The organism is Austwickia chelonae NBRC 105200 (assembly GCF_000298175.1).
GTDB classification, from domain to species: Bacteria; Actinomycetota; Actinomycetes; order Actinomycetales; family Dermatophilaceae; genus Austwickia; species Austwickia chelonae.
In genome coordinates this window covers 141,696-165,390 of the sequence record NZ_BAGZ01000008.1, presented here as the reverse complement: position 1 = coordinate 165,390, position 23,695 = coordinate 141,696, and the positions used below count along the sequence as shown (strand labels likewise).

The 23,695-nt window shown below is 68.0% G+C and carries 20 protein-coding genes and 2 riboswitches; of the genes, 10 read left to right on the top strand and 10 right to left on the bottom strand.

What is annotated here, in order from left to right:
- Positions 1–6 precede the first annotated feature (6 nt).
- Positions 7–447 (bottom strand): SRPBCC family protein, encoded by a 441-nt coding sequence (locus AUCHE_RS07405; protein WP_006502660.1) that lies wholly within the window; start codon positions 445–447, stop codon positions 7–9.
- A 109-nt stretch (positions 448–556) separates the two neighbouring features.
- Positions 557–874 (bottom strand): hypothetical protein, encoded by a 318-nt coding sequence (locus AUCHE_RS07400; RefSeq protein ID WP_006502659.1) that lies wholly within the window; start codon positions 872–874, stop codon positions 557–559.
- Between the two features lie 169 nt (positions 875–1,043).
- Here AUCHE_RS07400 and AUCHE_RS07395 point away from each other — a divergent pair, with 169 nt between their 5' ends.
- Complete coding sequence (locus AUCHE_RS07395) at positions 1,044–1,832, top strand: cobalt-precorrin-6A reductase (protein WP_006502658.1); 789 nt, start codon at positions 1,044–1,046, stop codon at positions 1,830–1,832.
- Between the two features lie 19 nt (positions 1,833–1,851).
- Here AUCHE_RS07395 and cobA read toward each other — a convergent pair whose 3' ends face one another.
- The 4 genes from cobA to AUCHE_RS07375 all read right to left on the bottom strand — a co-directional run bounded on the left by cobA (position 1,852) and on the right by AUCHE_RS07375 (position 6,373).
- Positions 1,852–2,871 carry a uroporphyrinogen-III C-methyltransferase gene (cobA, locus tag AUCHE_RS07390; RefSeq protein ID WP_245706775.1) on the bottom strand — a complete coding sequence of 340 codons (1,020 nt, stop codon included), beginning with the start codon at positions 2,869–2,871 and terminating at the stop codon, positions 1,852–1,854.
- A complete protein-coding gene (cobO, locus tag AUCHE_RS07385) occupies positions 2,868–3,479 on the bottom strand; it encodes a cob(I)yrinic acid a,c-diamide adenosyltransferase (protein ID WP_006502656.1) in 612 nt (203 codons plus the stop codon). Before cobO ends, cobA begins: the two co-directional genes overlap by 4 nt.
- Positions 3,479–5,677: a VWA domain-containing protein gene (locus tag AUCHE_RS07380; RefSeq protein WP_006502655.1), complete on the bottom strand. Its 2,199-nt coding sequence runs from the start codon at positions 5,675–5,677 to the stop codon at positions 3,479–3,481. Before AUCHE_RS07380 ends, cobO begins: the two co-directional genes overlap by 1 nt.
- A 68-nt stretch (positions 5,678–5,745) precedes the next feature.
- Positions 5,746–5,827: riboswitch (adenosylcobalamin (AdoCbl) riboswitch) on the bottom strand.
- Positions 5,828–5,941: 114 nt separating this feature from the next.
- Entirely contained in the window at positions 5,942–6,373 is a 432-nt protein-coding gene (locus AUCHE_RS07375) for a MarR family winged helix-turn-helix transcriptional regulator (RefSeq protein ID WP_006502654.1), read from the bottom strand.
- Positions 6,374–6,562: 189 nt separating this feature from the next.
- On the opposite strand from AUCHE_RS07375, the gene AUCHE_RS07370 reads away from it, so the two are divergent.
- The 8 genes from AUCHE_RS07370 to AUCHE_RS07335 are packed head-to-tail and all read left to right on the top strand — an operon-like array spanning position 6,563 to position 17,116.
- Positions 6,563–8,785 carry an alpha-amylase family glycosyl hydrolase gene (locus AUCHE_RS07370; RefSeq protein ID WP_006502653.1) on the top strand — a complete coding sequence of 741 codons (2,223 nt, stop codon included), beginning with the start codon at positions 6,563–6,565 and terminating at the stop codon, positions 8,783–8,785.
- A gap of 57 nt (positions 8,786–8,842) precedes the next feature.
- A complete protein-coding gene (locus AUCHE_RS07365; protein WP_006502652.1) occupies positions 8,843–10,138 on the top strand; it encodes a sugar ABC transporter substrate-binding protein in 1,296 nt (431 codons plus the stop codon).
- On the top strand, positions 10,138–11,664 hold the full coding sequence (locus AUCHE_RS07360; RefSeq protein WP_006502651.1) for an ABC transporter permease subunit: 1,527 nt from the start codon (positions 10,138–10,140) through the stop codon (positions 11,662–11,664). The genes AUCHE_RS07365 and AUCHE_RS07360 overlap by 1 nt, the downstream gene beginning before the upstream one ends.
- The gene (locus AUCHE_RS07355; protein WP_006502650.1) at positions 11,661–12,533 is read left to right on the top strand and encodes a sugar ABC transporter permease; all 873 of its coding nucleotides are present in this window, start codon (positions 11,661–11,663) and stop codon (positions 12,531–12,533) included. Before AUCHE_RS07360 ends, AUCHE_RS07355 begins: the two co-directional genes overlap by 4 nt.
- Positions 12,530–14,386, top strand: a complete 1,857-nt coding sequence (locus tag AUCHE_RS07350; RefSeq protein WP_006502649.1) for a glycoside hydrolase family 13 protein — start codon at positions 12,530–12,532, stop codon at positions 14,384–14,386. The genes AUCHE_RS07355 and AUCHE_RS07350 overlap by 4 nt, the downstream gene beginning before the upstream one ends.
- Before the next feature lie 60 nt (positions 14,387–14,446).
- Positions 14,447–15,724, top strand: coding sequence for a bifunctional cobalt-precorrin-7 (C(5))-methyltransferase/cobalt-precorrin-6B (C(15))-methyltransferase (locus AUCHE_RS07345; protein WP_006502648.1), 1,278 nt, complete (start codon positions 14,447–14,449; stop codon positions 15,722–15,724).
- Positions 15,721–16,479 carry a precorrin-4 C(11)-methyltransferase gene (cobM, locus tag AUCHE_RS07340; protein WP_006502647.1) on the top strand — a complete coding sequence of 253 codons (759 nt, stop codon included), beginning with the start codon at positions 15,721–15,723 and terminating at the stop codon, positions 16,477–16,479. Before AUCHE_RS07345 ends, cobM begins: the two co-directional genes overlap by 4 nt.
- Positions 16,480–16,537: 58 nt before the next feature.
- The gene (locus tag AUCHE_RS07335; RefSeq protein WP_006502646.1) at positions 16,538–17,116 is read left to right on the top strand and encodes a GNAT family N-acetyltransferase; all 579 of its coding nucleotides are present in this window, start codon (positions 16,538–16,540) and stop codon (positions 17,114–17,116) included.
- Between the two features lie 67 nt (positions 17,117–17,183).
- On the opposite strand, the gene AUCHE_RS07330 is transcribed toward AUCHE_RS07335, so the two are convergent.
- Positions 17,184–17,723: a DUF4870 domain-containing protein gene (locus AUCHE_RS07330; RefSeq protein ID WP_006502645.1), complete on the bottom strand. Its 540-nt coding sequence runs from the start codon at positions 17,721–17,723 to the stop codon at positions 17,184–17,186.
- Positions 17,724–18,405: 682 nt separating this feature from the next.
- Here AUCHE_RS07330 and AUCHE_RS07325 point away from each other — a divergent pair.
- The gene (locus tag AUCHE_RS07325; protein ID WP_143114763.1) at positions 18,406–19,818 is read left to right on the top strand and encodes a hypothetical protein; all 1,413 of its coding nucleotides are present in this window, start codon (positions 18,406–18,408) and stop codon (positions 19,816–19,818) included.
- A 96-nt stretch (positions 19,819–19,914) separates the two neighbouring features.
- On the opposite strand, the gene AUCHE_RS07320 is transcribed toward AUCHE_RS07325, so the two are convergent.
- Genes AUCHE_RS07320 through AUCHE_RS07310 form a run of 3 tightly spaced genes read right to left on the bottom strand, consistent with a single transcriptional unit; the run spans position 19,915 to position 23,381 of the window.
- Positions 19,915–21,507: a precorrin-2 C(20)-methyltransferase gene (locus tag AUCHE_RS07320; RefSeq protein WP_006502643.1), complete on the bottom strand. Its 1,593-nt coding sequence runs from the start codon at positions 21,505–21,507 to the stop codon at positions 19,915–19,917.
- Positions 21,504–22,172, bottom strand: a complete 669-nt coding sequence (locus AUCHE_RS07315) for a precorrin-8X methylmutase (protein ID WP_006502642.1) — start codon at positions 22,170–22,172, stop codon at positions 21,504–21,506. The genes AUCHE_RS07320 and AUCHE_RS07315 overlap by 4 nt, the downstream gene beginning before the upstream one ends.
- Positions 22,173–22,205: 33 nt before the next feature.
- On the bottom strand, positions 22,206–23,381 hold the full coding sequence (locus AUCHE_RS07310; RefSeq protein WP_006502641.1) for a precorrin-3B synthase: 1,176 nt from the start codon (positions 23,379–23,381) through the stop codon (positions 22,206–22,208).
- 141 nt (positions 23,382–23,522) lie between these two features.
- Positions 23,523–23,651: riboswitch (cobalamin riboswitch) on the top strand.
- Positions 23,652–23,695 lie beyond the last annotated feature (44 nt).

Here is a 23,695-nt window from a genome sequence, read left to right as displayed (position 1 = left end):
CTCCGGTCAGGGGCGGGTGCGCCTCTGGGCGAGGAAGGACAGCCGCCGGAGGGTTTCGGTGTTGCGTGCGGTCAGTGCTGCACCGCGCACCGGGGAGGGCACGATCGTCGCCGGGCCGCTGACGAAGTCTTCGGTCATGCGGATCAGTGTCTTCTCCCCGTCGGGGACGAGGGTGATCTCGACCCGGGCCTGGCCGACCGGACGGGTGCGGGCGAGCATCACCAGGCGTTCGCCTTCGGCGGCTTCGACGGCCTCGGTGTTGTCGTCGAGGACGGCCGGCCAGGCGCCCACCGAGTGGTGTACCCGGGATCCGACTGCGGGCCAGTCCGGTTCGACGGCCCGGACTCTGGAGGCCCCGACGACCCAGGATCCGAAGGTCCATCCGTCGGCGAGGACAGCCCAGACTGCAGCGGGAGAGGCGTCGGAACGGTGTTCGACTGTGCTCATGTCTCTATCTCTCTGGTCAGGTGCTGCGTCGGCCGGGGGCCGGCGGGGTCGTCTTCGACCCCGGCGGGTCGCTGCGGGTCGGTCGGTGTGGATGGTGCCGACGTCGGGATCAGGAGCGCGGTGCTGCTTCGTCCGGCCCGATGTGTTCGACGGTGCCTTCGGAGCGGCGGATCTGATCTGCGAAGCTGTCCAGTTCGACGTCCGTGACGGTGATGCCGAGTTCGGTGACCCGGCGTCGTAGTTCCTTCTCGATCTCGACGATCGGTTGCCCGCCGTGGCTGCGGGAGACCCCGTGCAGGAGATCGAGGAACCGGGCCGCGGTGGTTTCGCCGACGGCGTCGACGAAGGCGTCGTTCAGGTGGAAGTCGGTGGTGATCCGTCCGCTCGGCTGTCGTGTGCCCTTTCTGACCTCTGGTTCGTCGCCCATCGGGTGTGCCTCTCCGTTCGTCGTCGGGTGTCCTCGGGGCCGCCCGTGCTTCACACGACAGCTAGCTACCCCCGAAGGACATTCAAGTTCCATTGAGCCACAAGGGAATAGGCGATGCATGCCGAAGGGCGCGCCGTCTTCACCCCACGCTCTCCGTACGATGGGGCCCATGTCACAGGACATCCCCGCCGGAGCGGTACTCCTCATCGGCGGCACCGGCGAGGCACGCCGACTCGCCTCGATCCTCCACGAGGCAGGGACGCCTTTCCTGTCCTCCCTGGCCGGAGCGGTTTCCGACCCCCGGCTCCCCCTGGGCCAGATCCGTATCGGCGGCTTCGGCGGTGTGGACGGCCTGACCGACTACCTACGCGTCCACCGGATCGGCGCCGTCGTCGACGCTACCCACCCCTTCGCCACCTCCATCACCCAGAATGCCGCCGCCGCCTGCGCCACGACCGGGACCCCCCTGCTGCGACTGCACCGTCCCAGCTGGTCCGAACGCCCCGGAGCCTCCCGGTGGACCTGGGTGGACGGATATCCGGCAGCAGCCGAAGAACTCTCCCGGGCCGACGGGCCGATCTTCCTGACCACCGGCCGGAACACCCTCCGTCACTTCGTGGACCATCCTCCGCTCGCCGCCGCCCAGATCCTGGTGCGACTCGTCGAACCCCCGGATCTCGACCTGCCCGCCGGGTGGACGGTACTGCGTGCTCGCGGCCCCTTCACCCACCAGGACGAAGTCGACCTCATGCGGACACACCGCATCACCGCGCTGGCCACCAAGGACTCCGGCGGCGATCTCACCGCGGCCAAACTCGACGCCGCCGACCACCTGGACGTCCGCGTCGTCATCGTCCGCCGCCCGGCCCTGCCCGCCGCCGTGGAGGTCGTCGACCAGGTCGACGCCGCCCACCAATGGATCCGCCGGACCACGGGAAGTCGCGCCACCGGCCGATGACGCGATCCCGCAGCCGATCTCACCCCTGAGCGGCGGCCGCCTGCGCTGCCACGGACACCAGGTCCAACCCGGCGACCTCACCGATCACCGTCACCGCCGGCGCGCCCAACCCGGCCTCAGCCACCGCTACCGCCAACTCACCCACCGTGGAACGAACCACCCGCATCGTCGGCAGAGCGGCATCGGCGATGGTCGCGGCCGGGGTGCCCGCCGGCATCCCCGCGCGCATCAGTTCCTCGGTGATCTGCGGCAAGGCGTGCATCCCCATCAGAACCACCAAGGTCGTGCCGCAGCGGGCCAGGGCCGACCAGTCCAAGGACGAGCGAATGTCGCCGGGCGGGACATGCCCGGAGACCACCGTGACCCCCTGTGAGAGCGAACGGTGGGTCACCGGGACACCGGCCAAGGCCGGACCGGCGATCGCCGAGGACACCCCGGGGACGATCCGCACCGGAACACCCCGTTCGCGACAGGCCAGCGCCTCCTCGCCGCCCCGCCCGAAGACGAAGTTGTCACCCCCCTTGAAGCGCACCACCCGACGACCGGCCTCGGCGTGCTCGATCAGCAGTTCGTTGATCCGCTCCTGCGGGGTGAACTCCCCGCGCGGGATCTTGCCGACATCGATCAGCAGCGCCTCCGGCGGCGCCTCCGCCAGTGCGGCCAGCGGCGCCAACCGGTCGTAGACCACGACATCCGCGGAACGCAGCTCCGCCAACGCCGCGACCGTCAACAACCCCGGGTCGCCCGGCCCCCCTCCCACCAGGACGACCTCACCCCGGTCGGCCCGCCCCGGGATCTCTTCCTGCGAGCGTTCCCGGCAGGAGATCACCAGGTCGTAGGCCGAGGGATCGGCCTGGGGACACACGGCCACCAGCCCCCGCTGCACCAGATCCGTCAACGACGTGGTCGCCTCGTCGGCGGCCACGTCGACCTGGGCCCCGGCGGCGAGAAGGCGATGCGCCATCGCCGGGAGTTCCGGGCCCGAACCGGTCAGGAGAGCCCGCCTGCCTGAGACCTCCAACTGAAGTGAGCCGGTCACCACTCGATCCCCTTCTGGCCCTTCTGCCCCTCGTCGAAGGGATGTTTGACCTTGGTCATCTCCGTCACCAACTGCGCGATCTCCACGATCGGCTCAGGGCAGCGACGCCCGGTGATGACGACATGCTGATTTCCCGGGCGTTCCCGCAGGGTGGTCACCACGTCGTCCACGTCGACCCACCCCCAGGTCATCGGGTAGGTGAACTCGTCCAGGACGTACAACTGGTGGGTCTGCGCGGTGATCCGCCGCTTCACCTCCGTCCAGCCCTCGACCGCGGCGGCGGCGTGGTCGACCTCGCTGCCCTCCTTGCGGGTCCACGACCAGCCCGAACCCATCTTGTGCCATTCGACGGGTCCGCCTTCGCCGGTCTGTTCGTGCACCCGGTTCAAGGTCTCGAAGACGCTCTGCTCCCCGATCCGCCATTTCGCACTCTTCACGAACTGGAAGATCCCGATCGACCAGCCCTGGTTCCAGCCGCGCATCGCCATGCCGAAAGCGGCGGTCGACTTGCCTTTGCCCTCACCGGTGTTCACCGCCAGGATCGGACGGTGGCGCCTTTCCCGCGTCGTCAACCCGTCCTTGGGATCGACGGCGATCTGCCCCTTCATCAGGCGACATCCTTTCTACTGACATGGCTCCCCGGAGCCCCCGGACGACGCTGCTCGTCGATCCGGGCACCGCGGTCACGGGTATGTTCGTGGACCACGTTCACGATGGCCTTCGCCGCGACCTCGTCCAACCGCAGGTACTGCGCGCCCAGTCGGGCTGCCAAGGCTGCGGCCATTCCCAGCCGTACCCGTCCCGACTCGCAGTCGACCACCACGGTGTCGATCCGGGCGTCGCGCAGCTGGTCCGCGACCCGCCGGGCCCGCACGTCGGCGTCCCGCCCGGAGGTGGCCCGGCCGTCGGTGACCACGACCAGCAGGGCGCGACGGTGCGGGTCGCGCAGCTTCTCCAGGGCCAGGACCCGCCCGGCCTCGACCAGGCCTTCCGCGAGCGGTGTCCGCCCGCCGTGGGGCAGGTCGGTCAGGCGCCGGGCGGCGATGTCCACCGACGAGGTGGGCGGCAGCACGAGCTCTGCGCCTTCTCCCCGGAAGGTGATCAGGCCGACCTTGTCGCGGCGCTGATAGGCGTCGAGCAGCAGGGCGAGGACGGCACCCTTGACGGCGCTCATCCGTTTGCGGGCCGCCATCGATCCCGAGGCGTCCACGGCCAGGAGGACCAGGTTGGATTCCCGCCCCTCGGTCCGGGACCGTCGCACATCCTCACGGTGCAGGACCAGGGCGTCGCCCTCGGACCGTCCGCGACGGGGTTGGTGCGGTGCCGCGGCCCGGATCGTCGCCGGCAGATGGACTCCGCCGACGCCGGGAGCCTGCCGGTTCTGCCCGCCGGACCCCGGGGCCACGCCGATCACCTTGCCGATGCCGGTCAAGGCCCGGCTCCGTTTCCCGGCAGCGCCACGTCCGATGCCCCGGGCGGTCACCAACCGGGCCCGAAAGGGCGCATCCGGGACGGCGGTGCCCTGAGCGGGAGCGTCTCCTGCGGGGCGTCCGGCCGGCGGTATCGCAGCCTCGTCGGGGTGTTCAACCGCCGGTCCGGCCTGTTCGGGGCGCGGATCCGCCCGGTGGGAGGCGTCGGTCCCCTGGGGTCCGTCGCCGCTGCTCGGCGCGGCCGAGGCCGGACGGTCGTCGTCGGTGGCCTGCTCTGCCCCGGCCTGCTCCGGGTCGTCCTGCGGAGAGTGCGGGCCGCTGCCGTCCGGGTCGTCCTGCGGGTCGTCCGGCTCGTCCGGGCCGAGCAGCTGCTCGAGGAGGTCCTCGTCGAGGCCGGGGGCGTCGAAGGGGTTGCGGCGACGGCGGTGCGGCAGGGCCAACCTGGCGGCGGCGCGGATGTCCTCCCTGGTGACGGCGCTCCGGCCGGCCCAGGCGGCATGTGCGATCGCGGCACGTGCCGTGACCAGGTCTGCGCGCATCCCGTCGACCTCGAAACCGGAGCAGACCCGGGCGATCGTCAACAGGGCGTCATCGCCCAGGTGGACCCGCGCGACCGCCTCCTGGGCGGCGGCGATGCGGTGGCGCAGATCCGCCTGGTCGGCGGCATAGCGGTCGGTGAACAGGTCGGGGTCGCTGTCGAAGGCCATCCGGCGGCGGACGACCTCGACCCGGACGGCAGGGTCGCGGGGTGCGCTGACCTCTGCGGTGAGCCCGAAGCGGTCGAGCAGTTGGGGCCGCAGTTCGCCTTCTTCGGGGTTCATCGTGCCGATGAGCATGAGGCGGGCGGCATGGCTGAGAGAGACCCCTTCGCGTTCGACGGTGCACCGGCCCATCGCCGCGGCGTCGAGCAGCAGGTCGACCAGGTGGTCGTGCAACAGGTTGACCTCGTCGACGTACAGGATCCCGCGGTGGGCTGCTGCGAGCAGGCCGGGTTCGAAGGCGGTACGGCCTTCGCCGAGGGCCTGTTCGAGGTCGAGGGAGCCCAGGACTCGGTCCTCGGTGGCACCGACGGGGAGTTCGACCAGCCGGGCGGGCCTGGTGCTCACGCGGTCGATGGCGTCAGGGCCGGGGTGCGTGGGGTGGGGCCCGTCCGGGCAGTGCAGATCCGGCGCGGAGGGGTCGCAGGCGAAGCGGCACCCGGTGATGACCTGTTGGTCGGGCAGCAGCGCGGCGAGGCCTCGGACGGCGGTGGACTTCGCGGTGCCTTTCTCCCCTCGCACGAGGACACCGCCGATCTCCGGGGAGATCGCGCACAGGGTCAGGGCCAGGGTCATGTCGTCGGCGCCGACGACGGCGGCGAAGGGGTAGGTCGTCATACCGGGCCTCCTGCGGGTGCCTCGCCCGCTCTGGTTCGGGCCGGAGACCGATGACATCTCCGGCAGCGGGATAGACGTCCTGACTCACGGCGTCGAGCTACCGTTCACAGTGGCGGGACCGTTCCGGATTCACACCGGATTCCTCCACCCTCGCCGTGGCGATTCTCGCATGACGCCGACATGTTGTCGGCATCGTCGGTGGTGGGCTGCCCGGTCGGGGCGCTGGCGGGTGGTGTGCGGGGCTGGCGGGGGGACAGCCGTCGGTCACCGGTCGAGGTCGGCTGCCAGTGTGGTGGTCAGCCGGTCCACCAGGATGCTCAGGGTCCGGAGTTCGTCGGTGTCGAGCCCGGCGAATCGGCGACGGTCGGCGGCGGCGACCGCCTCGCGGGCCCGGCGCAGGGCGGTGTGCCCCTGGTCGGTCAGTCGGACGAGGACCAACCGTTGGTCTTCGCCGTGGCTGCCGGTGCGGACCAGCCCGGCGTTCTCCAGGCGGACGACGACCCGTGAGATGTTGCCTCTGGTGCAGAGCATCCGTTCGGCGAGCCTGCTGACCGGGAGTCCTTCGGGTGGCCCGTCCGCGAGGGTGCGCAGCATGGCGTATTGGGTGGTGGTGACCTGTTGGGTGGTCAGGGCGCGTCGTTCCCCGTCGTCGAGGAGGACATACACCCGTTGCAGTTTCCGGGCCAGGTCGGTCATGGGCCGCTCCTCGGTATCTCCGCACATGTCCGCCACGCGGGTCCTGTTCGTCTCGAAATCATGGACGGGGCGGGCAGCCGTGCCTATCGTGTTTTTGGTGACTAGTAATCAAACTAGCATCACGTCGGCCTCGCCGACACGGCAGCGACCGAGTCCCCACCGGCCGCCCTCACCCGAGGAGCAGCTCCCATGCCTCACCGTCGCCTCCCCCACATCCTGGCCACCATCTGCCTCAGCACGACAGCCCTCACCTCCCTCGCCACACAGGCATCCCCGCCCTCGACGACCGGGGCCGCGCCCTTCACCGCCACACCCGTTCCCGTCCCCGACACCACCGGGCACGATCTCACCGGATCAGTCATCTACCAGGTACTCACCGACCGCTTCGTCAACGCCGACCGAGCCCGGGACGAACCGCCCACCAGCCCCGGCACCACCAGCCACGACCGGTCCAACTGGCGGCTCTACTGGGGCGGCGACTTCGCCGGGATCACCGAACGGATCCCCTACCTGAAGAAACTGGGCATCGGCGCACTGTGGATATCACCCCCGGTACAGAACATCCCGGTTTCCATCCCCGCCGAACCCAGTGCCATGACCGGCTACCACGGCTACTGGGCCATGGACTTCTTCACTCCCGACCCGCACTTCGGCTCCTGGCAGGACTTCGACCGCATGGTCACCACCGCACACGCCGCCGGAATCAAGATCGTCATGGACTGGGCCCCCAATCACACCAGCCCCGCCAACGTCCACGACAGCTCGTACGGCGTCAACGGACAACTCCGACGCGCAGGGCGGACCCTGGCCACCTATCACGACGACCCCGACGGGTACTTCCACCACAACGGCGGTATCACCGACTACCAGGACCTCCACCAGGCTCAATACCGAAACCTGTTCGACCTGGCCGATCTCGCCCAGGAAAAAGCCGAGGTGACGACCTACCTGAAGGACGCCGTCGACACCTGGCTCGCACACGGCGTCGACGCCATCAGGATGGACGCCGTCAAACACATGCCCGGCGGCTGGCTCACCGGATACACCGACCACATCCAGTCACGACGAGGAACCTTCGTCTTCGGCGAATGGGCCGACGCCGCCTCCTCCCCCCTGTGGAAGGACCAGGTCGACCTCGCCAACACCAGCGGGATGTCCCTGCAGAATTTCGACCTCAACACCACCCTGCGCGCAGCCTTCGCCGAAGGGGCCTCCCTGAGAAATGTGGACGCCACCGTCACCCGACAACAGCATTCCTTCACCTACCCGCACACCCTGATCAACTTCGTGGACAGCCAGGACATCCCCCGTTTCCTGTCGATCAACCCCGACAGCTCACTACTGGACCAGGCCACCGTCGCCGCCATGACCCTGCCCGGCATCCCCTCCATCTACTACGGCGACGAGAGCTACCTCCACAACGACACCACGAACCCCTTCGGACAGGTCGGCGGCGACCCGTACAACCGGCCCATGATGACGCATTTCGACACGGACAGCCGCCAATCCGCCATCATCCAACGCCTCTCCGAACTCCGCCGGGAGAATCCGGCCCTGCGCTTCGGCAACTCCGCCGAACGATGGCTGGACGACGACATCTACGTCTACGAAAGAAGATTCGCCGGCAACACCGTCCTCGTGGCCATCAACAAGAGCCGAACCGTCGATCGGCCACTCACCGGCCTACGGACCGCGCTACCCGCAGGACCACACCCCGACCGGCTCGGCGGCGCTCTCGGTGGCGGCACACTCACCGTGACCGAACAGGACGGTCACGACCGCCCCACCGGTGAATACATACTTCGCGCAGGGCAAGCCGCCGTCTGGTCCGTCACCGCCACCGAGACCGACCGCCCGCACATCGGCAATGTCGGCCCCACCGCCGGCCATGCCGGAAGCCGCACCGTCCTGACCGGGATCGGCTTCGGCCACGACCGAGGACAGGTCGTCGTCGGTGGACACCCCGCCACCGTGAACTCGTGGACCCCCACCCAGGTCGACCTCACCCTGCCGACCGGGATCACACCCGGCCGGACCACCATCGAGATCAAGGACGCCCAGGACCGGAACAGCAACCGCATCCCCTACCTGGTCCGGACCGGACCGGTGACCCCCGTGACCGTCACCGTCACCGAAGCCCCGCTCGGCCCCGGCGACCGGCTCCTCCTCACCGGCGATGTCGCCGAACTGGGCAACTGGAGCGCCGAACCACCGGCCTGTCGTGGCCCGATGCTCTCCCCCGGGGACAACACCCGAACCCTCATGGTCGCGCTCCCCGCCGGACGCAGCGTCGAGTTCAAAGCCGTCATCCGCCGCCCCGACGGCTCCATCGTCTGGGAGAGCGGGGACAACCACCGCTACGACGTCCCGACCACCGCGACCGGGCACACTACCGTCGCCTTCCGACGCTGAACGCCACCGCACGACGAACGGACCACCGAGAAGCCCCTCCCCCGAAGGCAGATACCCATGCAGACACGCAGCAGCGCCGCCGTCATCACCCTGACCACCCTCGTCCTGGCCACCTCCGCCTGCGGACAAACCCACCAGGCATCCAGCAGCAAGAACAGCGGCGCCCGGGCCACGACCCCAGCCCAGCTACCCACCAAGGACCCGACCCGCGAGACGGAGGCCGACCTGGTCATCTGGTGCGACAACCAACGAGCATCCGTGATCGCCGACTTCGCCAACACCTTCGCCGAAGAACAGAAGATCCGCGTGGTCGTCCAGGTCGCCACCGACGTCCGTCAGGCCTTCACCGACGCCACCCATGTCGGCAAAGGCCCCGACATCGTCGTCGGCCCCCACGACCTGGTCGGACCCTTCGTACAGAATGCGGTCGTCACACCGGTGAACCTCCCCCCAGACACGGTGCGCAAGTTCAACCCGTCCGCCATCGCCGGAGCCACCTTCGGCGGGCAGCTCTACGGCACGCCGTACGCAGTGGAGAACATCGCCCTCGTCCGCAACACCGATCTCGCGCCCGACGCTCCGGCCACCGTCGAGGACATGGTCGCCCAAGGCAAGAAGATCGTCGCCGACGGGCGGGCCAAGCTGCCCCTGATCCAAGCGGTCGGCAAGGTCGGCGACGCCTACTACATCTACCCGTGGATGGCCGCCTACGGCGGTGGTTTCTTCGAACGCAAGGACAACGGCGAATACGACGCGACCCGACTGGCCGTCTCCAACCCCGGCTCGATCAAGGGCGCCGACCTCCTCGCACGGATGGGCCGGGAGAAAGTGCTCTCCACCAATGTCGCCGGAGAGAACGCAGACGCGCTCTTCGACGCCGGGGACGCCCCCTTCTTCATCACCGGCCCCTGGTCCATCGACAAGGCCAAGAAAGCCGGGATCAAGTACGCCATCAGCAATCTTCCGGTCGCCCCGGGCGGAGAGTCCTTGAAATCCCTGCTCGGCGTGCAGCTCTTCTACGTCTCGGCCAAGGCCCGGAACTCTGCCCTCGCCGAAGAATTCGTCACCTCCTTCGTCCCGCGCAAGGAAACCCAGATCGGTCTCTTCCAGACCGGACGTCGTCCCCCGGCCCTGACCGAGGCCTATGAGGAGATCGCACGGCGCGACCCGGACGTCAAGGCCTGGCACGAGGCCGCGCACGGCGGCGCGCCGATGCCGAATATCCCCGCCATGAACGCCGTATGGGGTCCGCTCGGCCAGGCTTCTGCGGACGTCATCTCCGGCGCGGCCCGACCTGCGGAACGATTCGCCGCCGCCGCTGCGGAGATCAGCAGCGCGATCAACCGACGCTGATGGCCCGGCGACTCGCACGCGCAGCGACCTGGCTCGCCGTCATCACCGTCCTGGCCCTGCTCGCCAAGGTCGCCCAGTCCTTCGTCACCGCAGGTTACTGGCTCGCGGTCGCTCTCATCGGCGTCGTGGCCGTAGCCGTCCTCGCCGTCTACGGCACGCGCCGAGCCGTACCCATGAAGTACCTGCTGCCAGGTCTGGTCCTGATGTGCACCCTGCAGATCTGGCCGATCGTCTACACAGCGGTCACCTCGACCACCAATGCGGGAGACGGCCACACGCTGACGAAGGCACAATCGATCGAGGCGATCGTGGCCGGCTCGGTACGTGAGGTGCCCGGATCGCACCGGTACCGGCTCAGTGTCGCGGTCCGTGCCGGGCAGGACCCGACAACCGGCGCGCCGGCCTATTTGTTGGTCGCACCCGACGGTGCCCTCTTCATCGGCACAGCCTCAGGTCTGGCGCCCTTGCCCGCCGACCGGGCCACACTCGTCGACGGCCGGATCACCGCTGCCGAGGGGTACCAGGTTCTCGACGCCCGCACCGTCAACACCCGTCAGGACCTGACCTCGTTCGCCGTGCCGACCTCCGACGGTGGCGGCATCAAACGGGTCGGCCTGTCCGATGCCTTCGAGGGACGGCCCACCCTCCGTCACGACGCCTCTGCCGACGCTCTCGTCGACATCGAAGAAGGCACGGTCTACCGGGCCCGCGACGCCCGCTGGGTCAGCGACGACGGGCGGAGTCTCCCCCAGGGGTGGAAGGAATATGTCGGGGCCGCGAACTTCACCACCGTGGTGACCGACCCGATTCTCCGCGCCGGTTTCGTGGGGATCCTCGCCTGGAATATCGCTTTCGCCGCGTTATCGGTGCTGTTGCAGTTCGGTGTGGGCATGCTCGTCGCCCTGTTGCTGGACGACGACCGGATCCGCGGACGCGGACTGATCCGCTCGATCCTGATCCTGCCCTACGCCCTCCCCCCGTTCGTCACCGCCTTGGTATGGCTTTCCCTGTTCAACCAGGACTACGGGCTGGTCAACGGCCTGTCCGGCCTGCATGTCGACTGGCTCGGCGACCCCGGTTGGGCACGCGCCGCCGCACTGATCACCAGCACGTGGATGGGCTTTCCCTATATGTTCCTGATCTGCACCGGCGCCCTGCAGTCGATCCCCGAGGAGGTGCTCGACGCCGCCAAGGTCGACGGGGCCTCGGCCTGGCGCACGTTGACCTCGGTGCGGCTCCCTCTGCTGCTGGTCTCCACCGGGCCGCTGCTGCTGGCTTCGTTCAGCTTCAATTTCAACAACTTCGGATTGATCTATCTGCTCACCGGTGGTGGCCCGTTCCAGTCGGGCACCACCGCGGTGGGGGCGACCGACCTGCTCATCACGTACGCCTTCCGGCTGGCCTTCGGGGGAAGTTCCCCGAACTACGGTCTGGCCTCGGCGGTCTCCCTGGTGATCTTCGTCCTGGTGGCCCTGTTGTCCTGGTCGGCCTTCCGGAAGACCGCGGCTCTGGAGGAGATCTCATGACGGCGAGCGCCCATCCCACCCGAGTGCACCGCTTGCGCGGGCTGTGGTGGCGTTATCTCCTGATCGTCTTTGTCCTGGCCTGGACGCTTTTCCCCGTGGTCTTCGTCGTTTCGGCCGCGGTGGATCCGGCCGGCAACCTGGTCACCAGTTCGTTGTGGCCCTCCGCCGCGTCGACGGACAATCTGCGTGATCTGTTGTCCGACCCGCATCATCCTTTCCTGGCCTGGTACCGCACCTCCCTGGTCGTGGCCGGGGTGGCCAGCGTGGCCACGGTCTTCCTGTCCGCCTGCGCCGCCTATGCCTTCTCCCGGCTGCGTTTTCCCGGACGCCGCCCCGGCCTCTTCGGTCTGCTGCTGGTGCAGATGTTCCCTGCGATCCTGTCCTTCGTCGCCCTCTACAGCACCTTCGCCGCGGTCGGTGACGCGATTCCTGCGCTGGGTCTGGGCACTCCGGCCGGGTTGATCCTGGCCTACCTGGGGGGCGCCATGGGCGCGAACGTCTGGCTCCTGAAGGGCTACTTCGACACGCTGCCCCGGGAGCTCGACGAGGCCGCCGTACTGGACGGCTGCTCCCATCTGCGCATCTTCCTCGGCATCACCCTCCGGCTGGCCCGTCCCGTCCTGGTCACCGTCCTGATGGTTTCCTTCGTGTCGGTGTACAGCGAGTTCCTCCTCGCAGGGATATTCCTGACCGACCCCGATCGGCAGACCCTCGCCGTCGGTCTGAACGCCATGATGCGGGCCGACCGTCACCAGTACCTGGGCCAGTTCGCGGTGGGTGCGCTGTTGTCCTCCGCCCCGGTGCTCCTCATCTATCTCGTCTTCCAGAGGCAGCTCGTCTCCGGACTCACCCGAGGAAGTCTCCGATGAATGTCGTCTCGTCCCTTGACCTTCCTCATCACGACGGGTCGTCCTTGTACGTCGAGGACGCCCACCCCTCGATCGGCGACCAGGTGAGGGTGCGGTTGCGGGTCCCGCATCCTCCCGACGGGCAACCGGAGATCACCCAGGTCCATGTCCGCACCACCCAGGACGCCGAACCCTGTTTCGTCGCGGCTGTCCCCACGCGACGGACCGACAGCGACACCTGGTGGGTGGCGACCTTGCCGGTGGTGAATCCGATCACCCACTACCGTTTTCTGCTCCACGGCGGCCCCTGGGGATACGCCTGGGTGAACGGCACCGGGATACATGTCCGGGATGTCCCGGACATCGCCGACTTCCGAGTGGTCGCGACCGAGGCGCCTCCGGACTGGGCCCGGGAATCCGTGGTGTACCAGATCTTCCCCGACCGGTACGCCCGTTCCCCAGCAGCTGCGCTCCGTGAACCGCCGTCCTGGGCCGATCCCGCCGACTGGGCCGATCCGGTCAGTGCCGGCGAGCGCGCCTCGGCGCAGTTCTTCGGCGGTGATCTCGACGGGATCACCGCGCATCTGGCCGACGTCCTCGACCTCGGAGCCACCGTCCTCTACCTGACGCCCTTCTTCCCGGCGACGTCCAGTCACCGGTACGACGCGACCAGTTTCGACACCGTCGACCCGCTGCTCGGCGGGCCGGAGGCCCTGATCAGGCTGACCCGGGCAGCTCACGACCGCGGGCTGCGAGTGATCGGGGACCTGACCACCAATCACACCGGGTATCGGCACGATTGGTTCCGCGCCGCCCAGGAGGGTCCGGACAGTCCCGAGCACGGTTTCTACCGTTTCGACCCGCAGGGTTCCCCGGTGTGCTGGTTAGGCGTTCCTTCTCTGCCCAAGCTCGACCACGGTTCGCCCGAGCTGGCGCGCCGTTTCTTCGGACCGGATGGGGTCGTCCAACGGTGGCTGCGACCGCCTTACGACTTGGACGGGTGGCGGGTCGATGTCGCCAATATGACCGGTCGTCTGGGTGTTGAAGATCGTTACGACCAGGTGCAGAGACAGATGCGGGCGGCGGTTCGGGCGGCTCGCCCGGACGGGTTGCTCATCGCCGAACACTGCCACGACCTGGCCGGTGACCTGTCCGGGGAGGGTTGGCACGGGGCGATGAACTACTCGGGTTTCACCCGTCCGCTGTGGACCTGGTTGCGCGCGCCGCAGGAGGCTCCGTCCTTCCTGGGGCTGCCGGTGTCGGTGCCTCGGCTCGGGGGGGAGCAGGTCGTGGCCACGATGGCGGATTTCGGGGCGCAGTTGCCGTGGGCGGCGAGGTCGGTGTCCTTCAACTTGGCGGGTTCGCATGACACCACTCGGATCCACACCCTGGTGGGTGGGGATCCGAGTCTGGTCGAGGTGGCTCTGGGTCTGGTGGTCACGATGCCGGGTGTCCCCATGGTCACCTACGGTGACGAGATCGGCATGCCGGGTCGTTTCGGGGAGGACGGACGGCGTCCGATGCCGTGGGACCGTTCGGAGCTGTGGTCAGGTGCATTGCGTGAGGCGTTCCGTTCGTTGATCGCTGCGCGTCGGTCGAGTGAGGCCTTGTGCGTGGGCGGTCTGCGTCTGGTCCGGGTCGAGGACGATGCCTTGGTTTTCCTCCGGGAGAGCCGTTCGGAGTGTGTGCTGGTGCATTGTGCGCGGGCCGGACATCCTCCGTTGGAGGTTCCGGTGCATCGTCTGCCCGGGTTGGACGGCGGGCGTGCTCTGCACGGTCGGGGGCCGGTGTGGGACGGGGGCCGGGCGTTCTTCACGGCCGAGGGTCCGGAGGTGGGTCTCTGGGCGTGGGCGGTGTCTGATCCGTGGTGTTGACGTCGGTGCTGTGGCGGAGGGTCGGGCGTGCCGACGTTCTTGCCGGTAAGGTCGACCAGCGTGATCGATGTCGTGGGTGTGGGGGCCGGTGGTCTGCCCTCCGAGGGGTCTCCGGAACGTGTGCTGATCGACGGGGCCGAGGTCGTCCTCGGTGGCCCGCGTCACCTGGAGTTGTTGCCCGAGGGGCATCGCGCGGTGCGATGCCCGTGGCCCAGCCCGTTGCGTGCCGGTCTGCCTGATCTGTTGCGTGATGTCGAGGGTCGCCGGGTGGTCGTTCTGGCCAGTGGGGACCCGTTGGTGTCCGGTGTCGGCAGCACTTTGGTCGACCTGTTGGGGGCCGGGTCGGTGCGTATCCATCCTGGGGTGTCCTCGGCGGCTCTGGCCCGGGCCCGTCAGGGGTGGTCGGCGGAGAGTTGCGAGGTGGTCACCGTGGTCGGCCGCGACTTGGGCCGGTTGCGTCGTGATCTGGCTCCGGGCGCCCGGCTGGTGGTCCTGCTCTCCGGTCCGGACGATGTCGCCCGGATCGCCCGGATCGCCGTCGAGGAGGGGTACGGTCCGAGCCGGTTGACGGTGTGGGGTCGGTTGGGTGGTCCGGACGAGTCGCGGGTGGAGGGTGATGCCGACCGGTGGGCGTTCTGCCCGCCCGAGGGGTTGCCGGCGTTGTGTCTGCTCACGGTGGAGGCGCGTCCTGCCCCGGGTGCGCCGGTACGTTCGGTGGTTCCCGGTCTGCCGGACGACGCCTTCGAGAACGACGGTCAGCTCACGAAGAGACATATCCGGGCGACGGCGCTCGCCCATCTGGCACCTACTCCGGGGGCCTTGTTGTGGGATCTGGGTGCCGGTGCCGGTTCGGTCGGCATCGAGTGGGCCCGGGTGCATCCTCGTAACCGGGTGGTGTCGGTGGAGCGCCATCCGGATCGTTTCGCCCGCATCCTGCGCAATGTCGACCGGTTGGGGGTGGGCGGGCAGGTGACGGTGGTGCATGCGGCGGTCGCCGATGTCCTGTTGGGGGCCCGGTCGGCTCCCGAGTTGGCGGCGCAGGCCCCGGATGCGGTTTTCATCGGGGGCGGTGCCCGGGAGGAGATCGTCGAGGCCGCGTACGCCGCGGTGCGCCCGGGGGGCCGTGTGGTCGTCCACGGGGTCACTGCGGAGACCGAGGCCCTGGCGGTGTCGTCCTATCGTCGTTGGGGTGGGGATCTGGCCCGGATCGCCGTGGAGACTGCTGAACCGATCGGCAGTTATATCGGCTGGTCGCCGTCCCGCACCGTCGTGCAGTGGAGCACGGTGAAGCCTGTTCCGTCCGGGTCGGCCGGCCCTTCCTGTGAGGAGAACGCATGACCGTCCATTTCATCGGTGCGGGGCCGGGCGCGGCCGATCTGTTGACGGTGCGGGCGGTGCGCTTGTTGGCGGCTTCCCCGGTGTGTCTGTACGCCGGTACCTATGTCACCGAGGATGTGTTGGGTCATTGCCCGGAGGGTGTCGAGCTGGTCGACACGCAGGGGCTGGACCTGGATCAGATCACGGCGGTCCTGGTGGATGCCCACGGGCGGGGGTTGGATGTGGCCCGGCTGTGTTCGGGTGATCCGTCGATCTATTCGGCGGTGGCCGAGCAGGGGCGGCGGTTGGACCGGGCCGGGGTCCCGTGGGATGTCACTCCGGGGGTGCCTGCTTATGCGGCAGCGGCGGCATTGCTCTCCCGGGAGTTGACGGTTCCGGAGGTGACGCAGAGCGTGGTGCTCACCCGGACGCACAAGGTGTCCACCCAGATGCCGGAGCGGGAGTCCTTGGCTGCTTTCGCGGAGACCCGGGCCACGTTGGTGCTGCATCTGTCGATCCGGCATGTGCGTCGGCTCGCCGGGGAGTTGGTCAGGCCGTACGGGGCGGACTGTCCGGTGGCGGTGGTCTCGCGGGCGGAGCAGCCTGACGAGTTGGTGTTGCGGGGCACCTTGGCCGATATCGCCGATCAGGTCGAGGCGGAGGGTCTGCGTCAGGCTGCGGTCGTCATCGTCGGTTGGGCGTTGGATGCGGAGGGTTTCGTCGAGTCGCACCTGTATTCCGACCGGTGCCGGACCGTCGCGCCGCGGGAGGGCTGAACCGGTGGCGGAGGCCTTCCCGGTGGCGGCCTCCGTGCCGTCATGCCTTGATGGGGGTATGGCCTTCGAGACCTTCCCGTTGACCCCGGAGCGATTCGATGATTTCGCCGATGTGGTCAATCCGAACCGCAGGTCGACGCATTGTTGGTGTGTGGTGCACCGGTTGCGGGCCGGTGATGTCCGCGCTGTGGGCGGTGGCGACCGGGAGCGGGCGATGCGGGCTTTGTGCGAGCGGCCCGTGGCGCCGGGCGTGGTCGGTTATGTCGACGGTGAACCGGTCGGTTGGTGTCATGTCGGCCCGCGTGCCGACATACCCAAGTTGGTGGCTTCGTCGCGGATTCTCCCGGTCGATGATCTTCCGGTGTGGAGCGTCATCTGCACGGTGATCCGTGGCGGGTATCGGCGGCGCGGGTACACGACCGACCTGTTGGCAGGCGCGGTCGCACATGCTTTCGGGCACGGTGCTCCTGCGGTGGAGGCCTACCCGGTGGATGCCGAGGGTGGCCGGATCGACGTGACGATGGCTTTCGTGGGCACGCGGGCGATGTTCGAGAAGGTGGGTTTCGTGGTCGTGGGGCAGACCGACGCGGTCGCTTCGGGGCGTCCGCGTCTGGTGATGCGTAGATTCCCGGGGTGAGTTCCCGGCGTCGCGGCACGGGTCGGCTACGCCCGCCGACGACCGTACACGTTCCGTCCGTCCGGGGTCAGGAGAGCACGTTCAGGAATTGCATCGGATACCGGTAGATCTCGCCCTGGTTGGCGCGGACGGCGGCGACGATGTGCAGGATGATCTGGACGAAGAAGGCGAACAGTAGCAGCGGCACACCGACCGGGATCAGCAGCAATGTCAACACGCAGACCCATCCGATGACGCCCAGCAGCCACATCGACAGGTTGAAGTTGAAGGCGGCGGCGGCCGACCGTCGGACGAAGTCGTTGTTGTCCTTGTGGACGGCCCACATGATCAGCGGACCGGCGAAGGACAGCCAACCGACGGTGAACAGCATCGCGAGGAGGGGCGTCAGATGGGTGAGTGTCGCCGTCGTCCGGTCTTGAGCGGTCACCTGCCGGGGTGCCCCGGGGCGGGGTGGAACGTAGTCCTGCGGCCCTGCGCCGGGAGCGTCGTATCCGCCGGTGGAAGCCCAGTACTGACCGGGTGTGCCGGTCTGCGGATACGGTCCGTGGAAATCTGACTGGCTGCTCGGTCCAGGATGGCCGTGCGGATCAGAGGTGGGTGAGCTCATGGTTCCTCCACTGATGGTCTTTCGGTGGATGCTGTGCCCTTCAGCCCAGAGTAGGTGGCGGTCAAAGGGCGCGTACAGGCTGTTCGTGTCGGTTTTCTCGCTGTGTTCTTTCCGAATCTGCTTTCGGGGTCGTCCTCGAGATTTCGTCGAGTGGCCGGGTCGAGACCGAGCGGCCTCCATGTCATCCGGACGTACTGATACGTCCGGATGAGTGACGGCTCGTTCCGAGTCGTCATCGGTGATCGATGTCGCCTTCCCTGGGACGTTCTCGGAGCGTGGCGGCCGGACGGAGCGCTCATTGCTGCAGGAGCGATGCGGGCCGGTCGGCGCTTTATCTGGTGGCGTCGGCTGTTCATCGGTCTGTTTGCTCGGTTGCGGGGGCTGGCCGCCGCTTCGAGCCACACCGCATTCGCCACATTTTTAGGCCGCCTCGCTTGAATAAAGATGATGAATCCAGAACTCCGTGACGGAGTGAATGATGCGACCTGATCAATGATGCACTCTGCGCCCTCACTCAATGCACTGTCATCAGCACATTCAGCCCAGCCCACCCATCGGAGGCCGGGAGCTGCCCGCATATAGAGAGACAGGGAACGGACCCCAAAAATCTCTATTTAATAACGACTTGACCAAGGAATGTTCAACTGTCGGAAGTGATCAGACCGCTTCGCTAAAGTCCCCGGTGACCGAACCGGAAAATAATCCCAATTCATGCAAAAGGATTGCATTCAATGCGGCGACCCGAAAAATAGGGAGAAAGTTGATGAACCTCGCCTCTGTCCGTCCGACGGATGAAAAATTCACCGAGTTGGGCTATTCACGGAGAAGGGGCGCCGGGTGGACAATTCATCGATGGCACCCGATCAAGATCGTCCCACTATCCCTGGTCTACGCATTATTGAGCTGGCTCCCCATCGGATATCTCTCCAGGGGCGGGGGCGATTCCTGGAACCTTGGCCCCATGGGAAACCCTTTTTGGAGCCCCGGAATTACCGTGGTTTTGAGTGTCATAGCTTTTTCCATTGCATTGATACTATTCAACGTAAAGCGTGAGAATATCTGGATTGACCTGTTGTCGATCCTGGGGATCATCGTGGTCATGGCTTCGGCTTATTACATATATCGAGCCTATGTGAGCCATTACGCCCCGGTCACAGACCGCGCCACAGCCCTCCAGTACGGATGGGAAGAGCTCGTCGCCGGAAAGAATCCCTACTATCGACACACGCAGCTCGACAACACGATTAGCCCCATGCTGGGCGGAATCATCCTGGCCGGGCCATTCGCCACCCTCCATGGGGACCTCTACTGGCAAGGATTGACCTGGTTATTGATGACCATGATCTTCTTGGCCGTGCTGTGCGGGCCACGAGCCGGATTCATCAGTGGAGCCCTCCTGATATTCAGCCCCGCGATGCGCCTGGAAATCAGCATCCAATCCGACGGATGGCTGAATGGGGCCGCCTTGGCCATATCGGGCACATGTGTCTACCTGCTAGCCCGAAAATCTCATCTCAGTCGCTGGTGGATGTCTGCCTATATTGCGATGTCGCTACTCTTCGCCCTAGCCTTTTCTTATCGCTTCATTTATGCCGTCGTGGCATTGCCGTTGATCGCGTTGCTGTGGCGACACTTTGGAGCAAAGACCATGATGTTCGGCGCCATTCCTGCCGGCACCCTATCTGCCTTACTTATTTTCACACCATATTTTTTGGACCCGTCGGTCTATGCCCCGTTCGAGAAAGCTTCCCTGGGGACCAGCAGCACCAGCGTCCCCCATCTCCCCCTGATCACTGCCGTTACTTGCCTTGTGATCACCGTCGTCGGGACATTCCTCCTGAGGACCATAGCTGGCGTCTGGGGAATCATGGGGTTCATGAGCGTGGCTTTTGTCCTCCTGACCGGATGGGGCCAGCACTCCTGGTATCAATATTTAACCTGGGCTTACAACGGAGCCACTCTCGTATTTATTCTTTTCGCACTGATGCTGCCTCGGATTCACCCCACCGGCACGGCTTCCTCCGAGAATTTTTTGGAGACCCTTCTTCGGCGATACCGACAGCCTTCGACCAAAGAGAACATCGCCGTTCAGTAATGTCGAATCGATCGGTTCAGGACAGAGATCAGAATCCCTGCCCTGTTCCCGAACGACCTCCGCACGCGAACACCGTGCGAGGAAAACGATGAAGGCTCAGTCCGTTTCCAGGAGAGAAGTACTCGTGCCCGCAACCGGGGCCGGGACGAAACGTTTCGTCCACGCCCGCCCGGCAGCGTCGACCACCGTGCCCCGAGCACCCACGACGAGCAAACACTTCATGTCGATACTGCGCGGGTCCAGAGCACCCAAAGTGGTCACCGTGAGCGATTCCTCGGCCCGGCCCACATCCCGACCCACCACGACGACGCAGTCCGCACCCCGCTCGGCCGACAACACCTCATGGGCGCGGACGATCTGCTCGGTGCGCGTCCGCGACGCCGGATTGTAGATCGCCACCACCAGATCGGCCCGGCTCACCGCCCGCAGCCGCTCCTCCACGACCGCCCACGGTTTCAGCCGGTCCGACAACGAGATCACCGCGTAATCGCCACCCAACGGGGCACCGGCTCGGGCCGCGACAGCCTGCGCGGCCGTCACCCCCGGCAACACCCGCACCGGCACCCGGCTGTACGGCGTCCCGTCCGCCGCGGTGCCCTCCGCAGCCTCGAAAACCGCCGAAGCCATGCCGAACACCCCGGCGTCCCCGCCGGAGACCACCGCGACCCTCTCACCGGCCAACGCCAGGTCCAAGGCCAACCGGGCCCGGTCGACCTCGACGGTGTTCCCGCTGGCGTGCCGGGTCAACCCGACCCGCTGCGGCACCCGATCCACGTACGGCGCGTAACCGACCACGTGGGAGACCTCCGCCAACGCGGCAGAGACCTCCGGGGTGAGCCACCGGTCCGGTCCGGGACCCAACCCGACAACCAGCAGTTCCGCCGGGCCCTGGTCCACCGGCGGACGCCCCGCCGCCGCCAACGCCAGTTGCTCGGCGGCCCGCCCCGCCGCATCGGCACGCACGTCGTGCCCGACCATCACCACCATCGCCATATAAGGCACCTCAGCGGGATCGACCGCCGAGACCGGCAACACCCGTTGAGCATCCCGGGTCGCGAACTCCACGTACCAGGCGTCGTCGAGCCGACCGGCCTGACGCAATGCCTCCACCACGCCGGGGAAGGTACGGCCCAGTTTCATGACGACAGCGGCGTCGGTGTCGGCCAGACGGCGAGCCAGCTCAGGCACCGGAAGCGTGCCCGGCAACACCGTCAACACGTCCTCATGACGACACAACCCGGTGGCCACGGCAGCGGTCGACCCGGCCACCGAGGTCACCCCGGGAACCACCTGGGCGGTGAACCGGTCGGCGAGTCGGTCGTGCAGGTACATGTACGAGCCGTAGAACATGGGGTCGCCCTCGGCGAGCACCACGACATCCCGGCCCGCAGCGAGATGCTCTGCCAAGCGGGCAGCCCACGTGTCGTAGAAGTCCTCGATGGCGCCGTAATACCCGCCGGGATGATCGGTGGTGCCAGTGGTCACCGGGTACATCATCAGTTCCTCGATCTGCCCCTCACGCAGATAGGCGTCGGCGATGGCCCTCGCCCCGGAACGCCCGCTCGGCCCGGAATGGTAAGCCACCACATCCGCGGCCGTGATGATCCGGGCCGCTTTCACCGTGACCAGTTCAGGATCACCCGGGCCGACACCGACACCCCACAGCCGTCCGGGCGCCACCGCGTTCACAGGATCTCCTCCGGACGGGCGAGAGCATTGACCGCGGACGCCGCCAAGGCCGAACCGCCACGACGACCGTGGACCACCAGCCAGGGAACCCCGTACGGGTTCTCGGCGAGCGCGGTCTTGCTCTCTGCGGAACCGATGAAACCGACCGGGATGCCGACGATCGCAGCCGGGCGGGGCCCGCCGTCGGCGATCATCTCCAGCAGGTGGAAGAGTGCGGTGGGGGCATTCCCGATGGCGACGACGGCGCCCTGGAGGCGTGGCCCCCACAGGGAGACGGCGGCGGCGGCCCGGGTGGTGCCCCAGGCCTCGGCGAGTTCTTTCGTGCGGGGGTCGCGCAGGGTGCAGATCACCTGGTTGTCCCGGGGCAGCCGCGCCCGGGTGATCCCGGCGTCGACCATGTGGGAGTCGACGAAGATGGGGGCGCCTGCGGTGAGGGCACCGCGGGCAGCGGCCACGACGTGGGGGTGGAAGGCGAGGTCGCCGATCAGGTCGACGTCACCGGAGGCGTGCATCATCCGGACGGCCACGGTGCGGGCGTTCTCCGGGAGCCCGTCGAGGGCGGCCTCGGCGCGGATGGTCGCGAAGGATCGGGTGTAGATCTCCCGGCCGTCCCGGCAGTAGTCGTAGCGGGGCGTCGGCGGGGTCAGGTCCTCGGGCGGGGTCATCGGTCTTCCTCCTCGGGTGGGTGGCGGGGTCGGTCAGCCGTGCCGGACCACGCCGGGCCGGGCGAGCGCTTCTTCGACCGTGCCGGGGCGGAGCAGGTCGACGTAGTCCTCCGCAGGTGCGCCGCAACGTCGTTCGCAGGCGCTGATGTAGACCAGGGGTCCTGTTCCGTCGAGGTGGTCGGCGAGTCGCCGGGTGAAGGTCCGGGTGTCCAGTTCGGCCCGGGCACAGCCGGGTGCGCCGGTGCAGGCGGCCAGGCGCGCCCACGGCGAGTCCTGGTCGACGGCCAGGTCGGCGGCGGCGAAGGTCTCCCGGTGGTCCGCGCCCTCGGGGACGACGATGCTCCGCCAGGGGGTGACGACGACATGGCGGGCCCCGGTGTGTCGGGCGGCCTCGGTCAGGGCCTCGAACTGTGCGCAGGTGAGCAGCCCGAGCGGGACCCCGACGACGAGGTGGCGGCCGACGGCACCCAGCGGGAGACGTGCGCTCGGCTCACGGTCCGCACCGGCCGGGGCGGAGACGACGGCGGGGATCTCGTCGATCGGGTCGAGCAGCGGGGTGGGCAGTTCGCGGATGTGCCAGGGGCTGGGGTCGAGACCGGCGCGGGCGTCCAGGAAGGCTTCGGCGAGGTCGACCATCACGCCGGGGGCATCGGCGGCGGCGACTTCACGGCCGTGGAACCGGTCCCCGGCGTGGACGATGCCCCGGGTCGGGTCGATCGCCCGGTAGGCCAGGTCGAACTGTTCGGCGAGGACGTCGCCGCGTCCGTCGTCGAAGGCGACGAGGAACCGTCCGGGCAGTGCGGAGGTCGCCGGCCGGGAACGCAGGATCTCGTCGTAGGCGGCGACCAGGGGACGGATGTCGGCCTTCCCGCGGGTGTCGAAGCCGTTCAGCGGGCTGGCGATGATGTTGCGGACGAGTTCGTGGGACGGCGCGGGGATGATGCCGGTGGCGGCGACCCGGTCGGTGAGCTCGCCGGGCAGCGGGTCGGGCAGCGCCCGGATCTGCAGGGCTCCCCGACTGGTGAGCTGCACCGTCCCGTCCCCGTACTCGCGGGCCAACGCGACGATCTCCCCGAGGATGTCCAGGTCGACGGCCACTCCCCCGGTGCGCAGGCGCACGATCGACCCGTCGTTCGAGGCGTAGGGGCGGACCAGACCGGGGCAACGGTCGACCGGCACCTCGTGGCGGGGAACGGCGGTGGCTGGCATCGGTGGTGGCCTCCAGGGATCGGCGGGTGGGCAGCTCACCCACCCTAATGTCCTCGGGGCCGCCGCGGAGGTTCCGTTCACCGTGCGGGGCAGGACGTCCACGCCTCACCCCCCGGTCCGGTGACACATCCCGGAGCCGAGGACGGGTAGCCTGACCCCGGCGTCGACGGTCGAGGAACCCCGGTGAGAACCCGGGACGGTCCCGCCACTGTGAACCCGCCGCCGCCAGGTGCGGGCAAGTCAGGAACTCGCCGTGACGTGACCTCCCTCGCGTGCACCCGCCGGTGCACGCCCGACCCAGGGGCGGACGACCC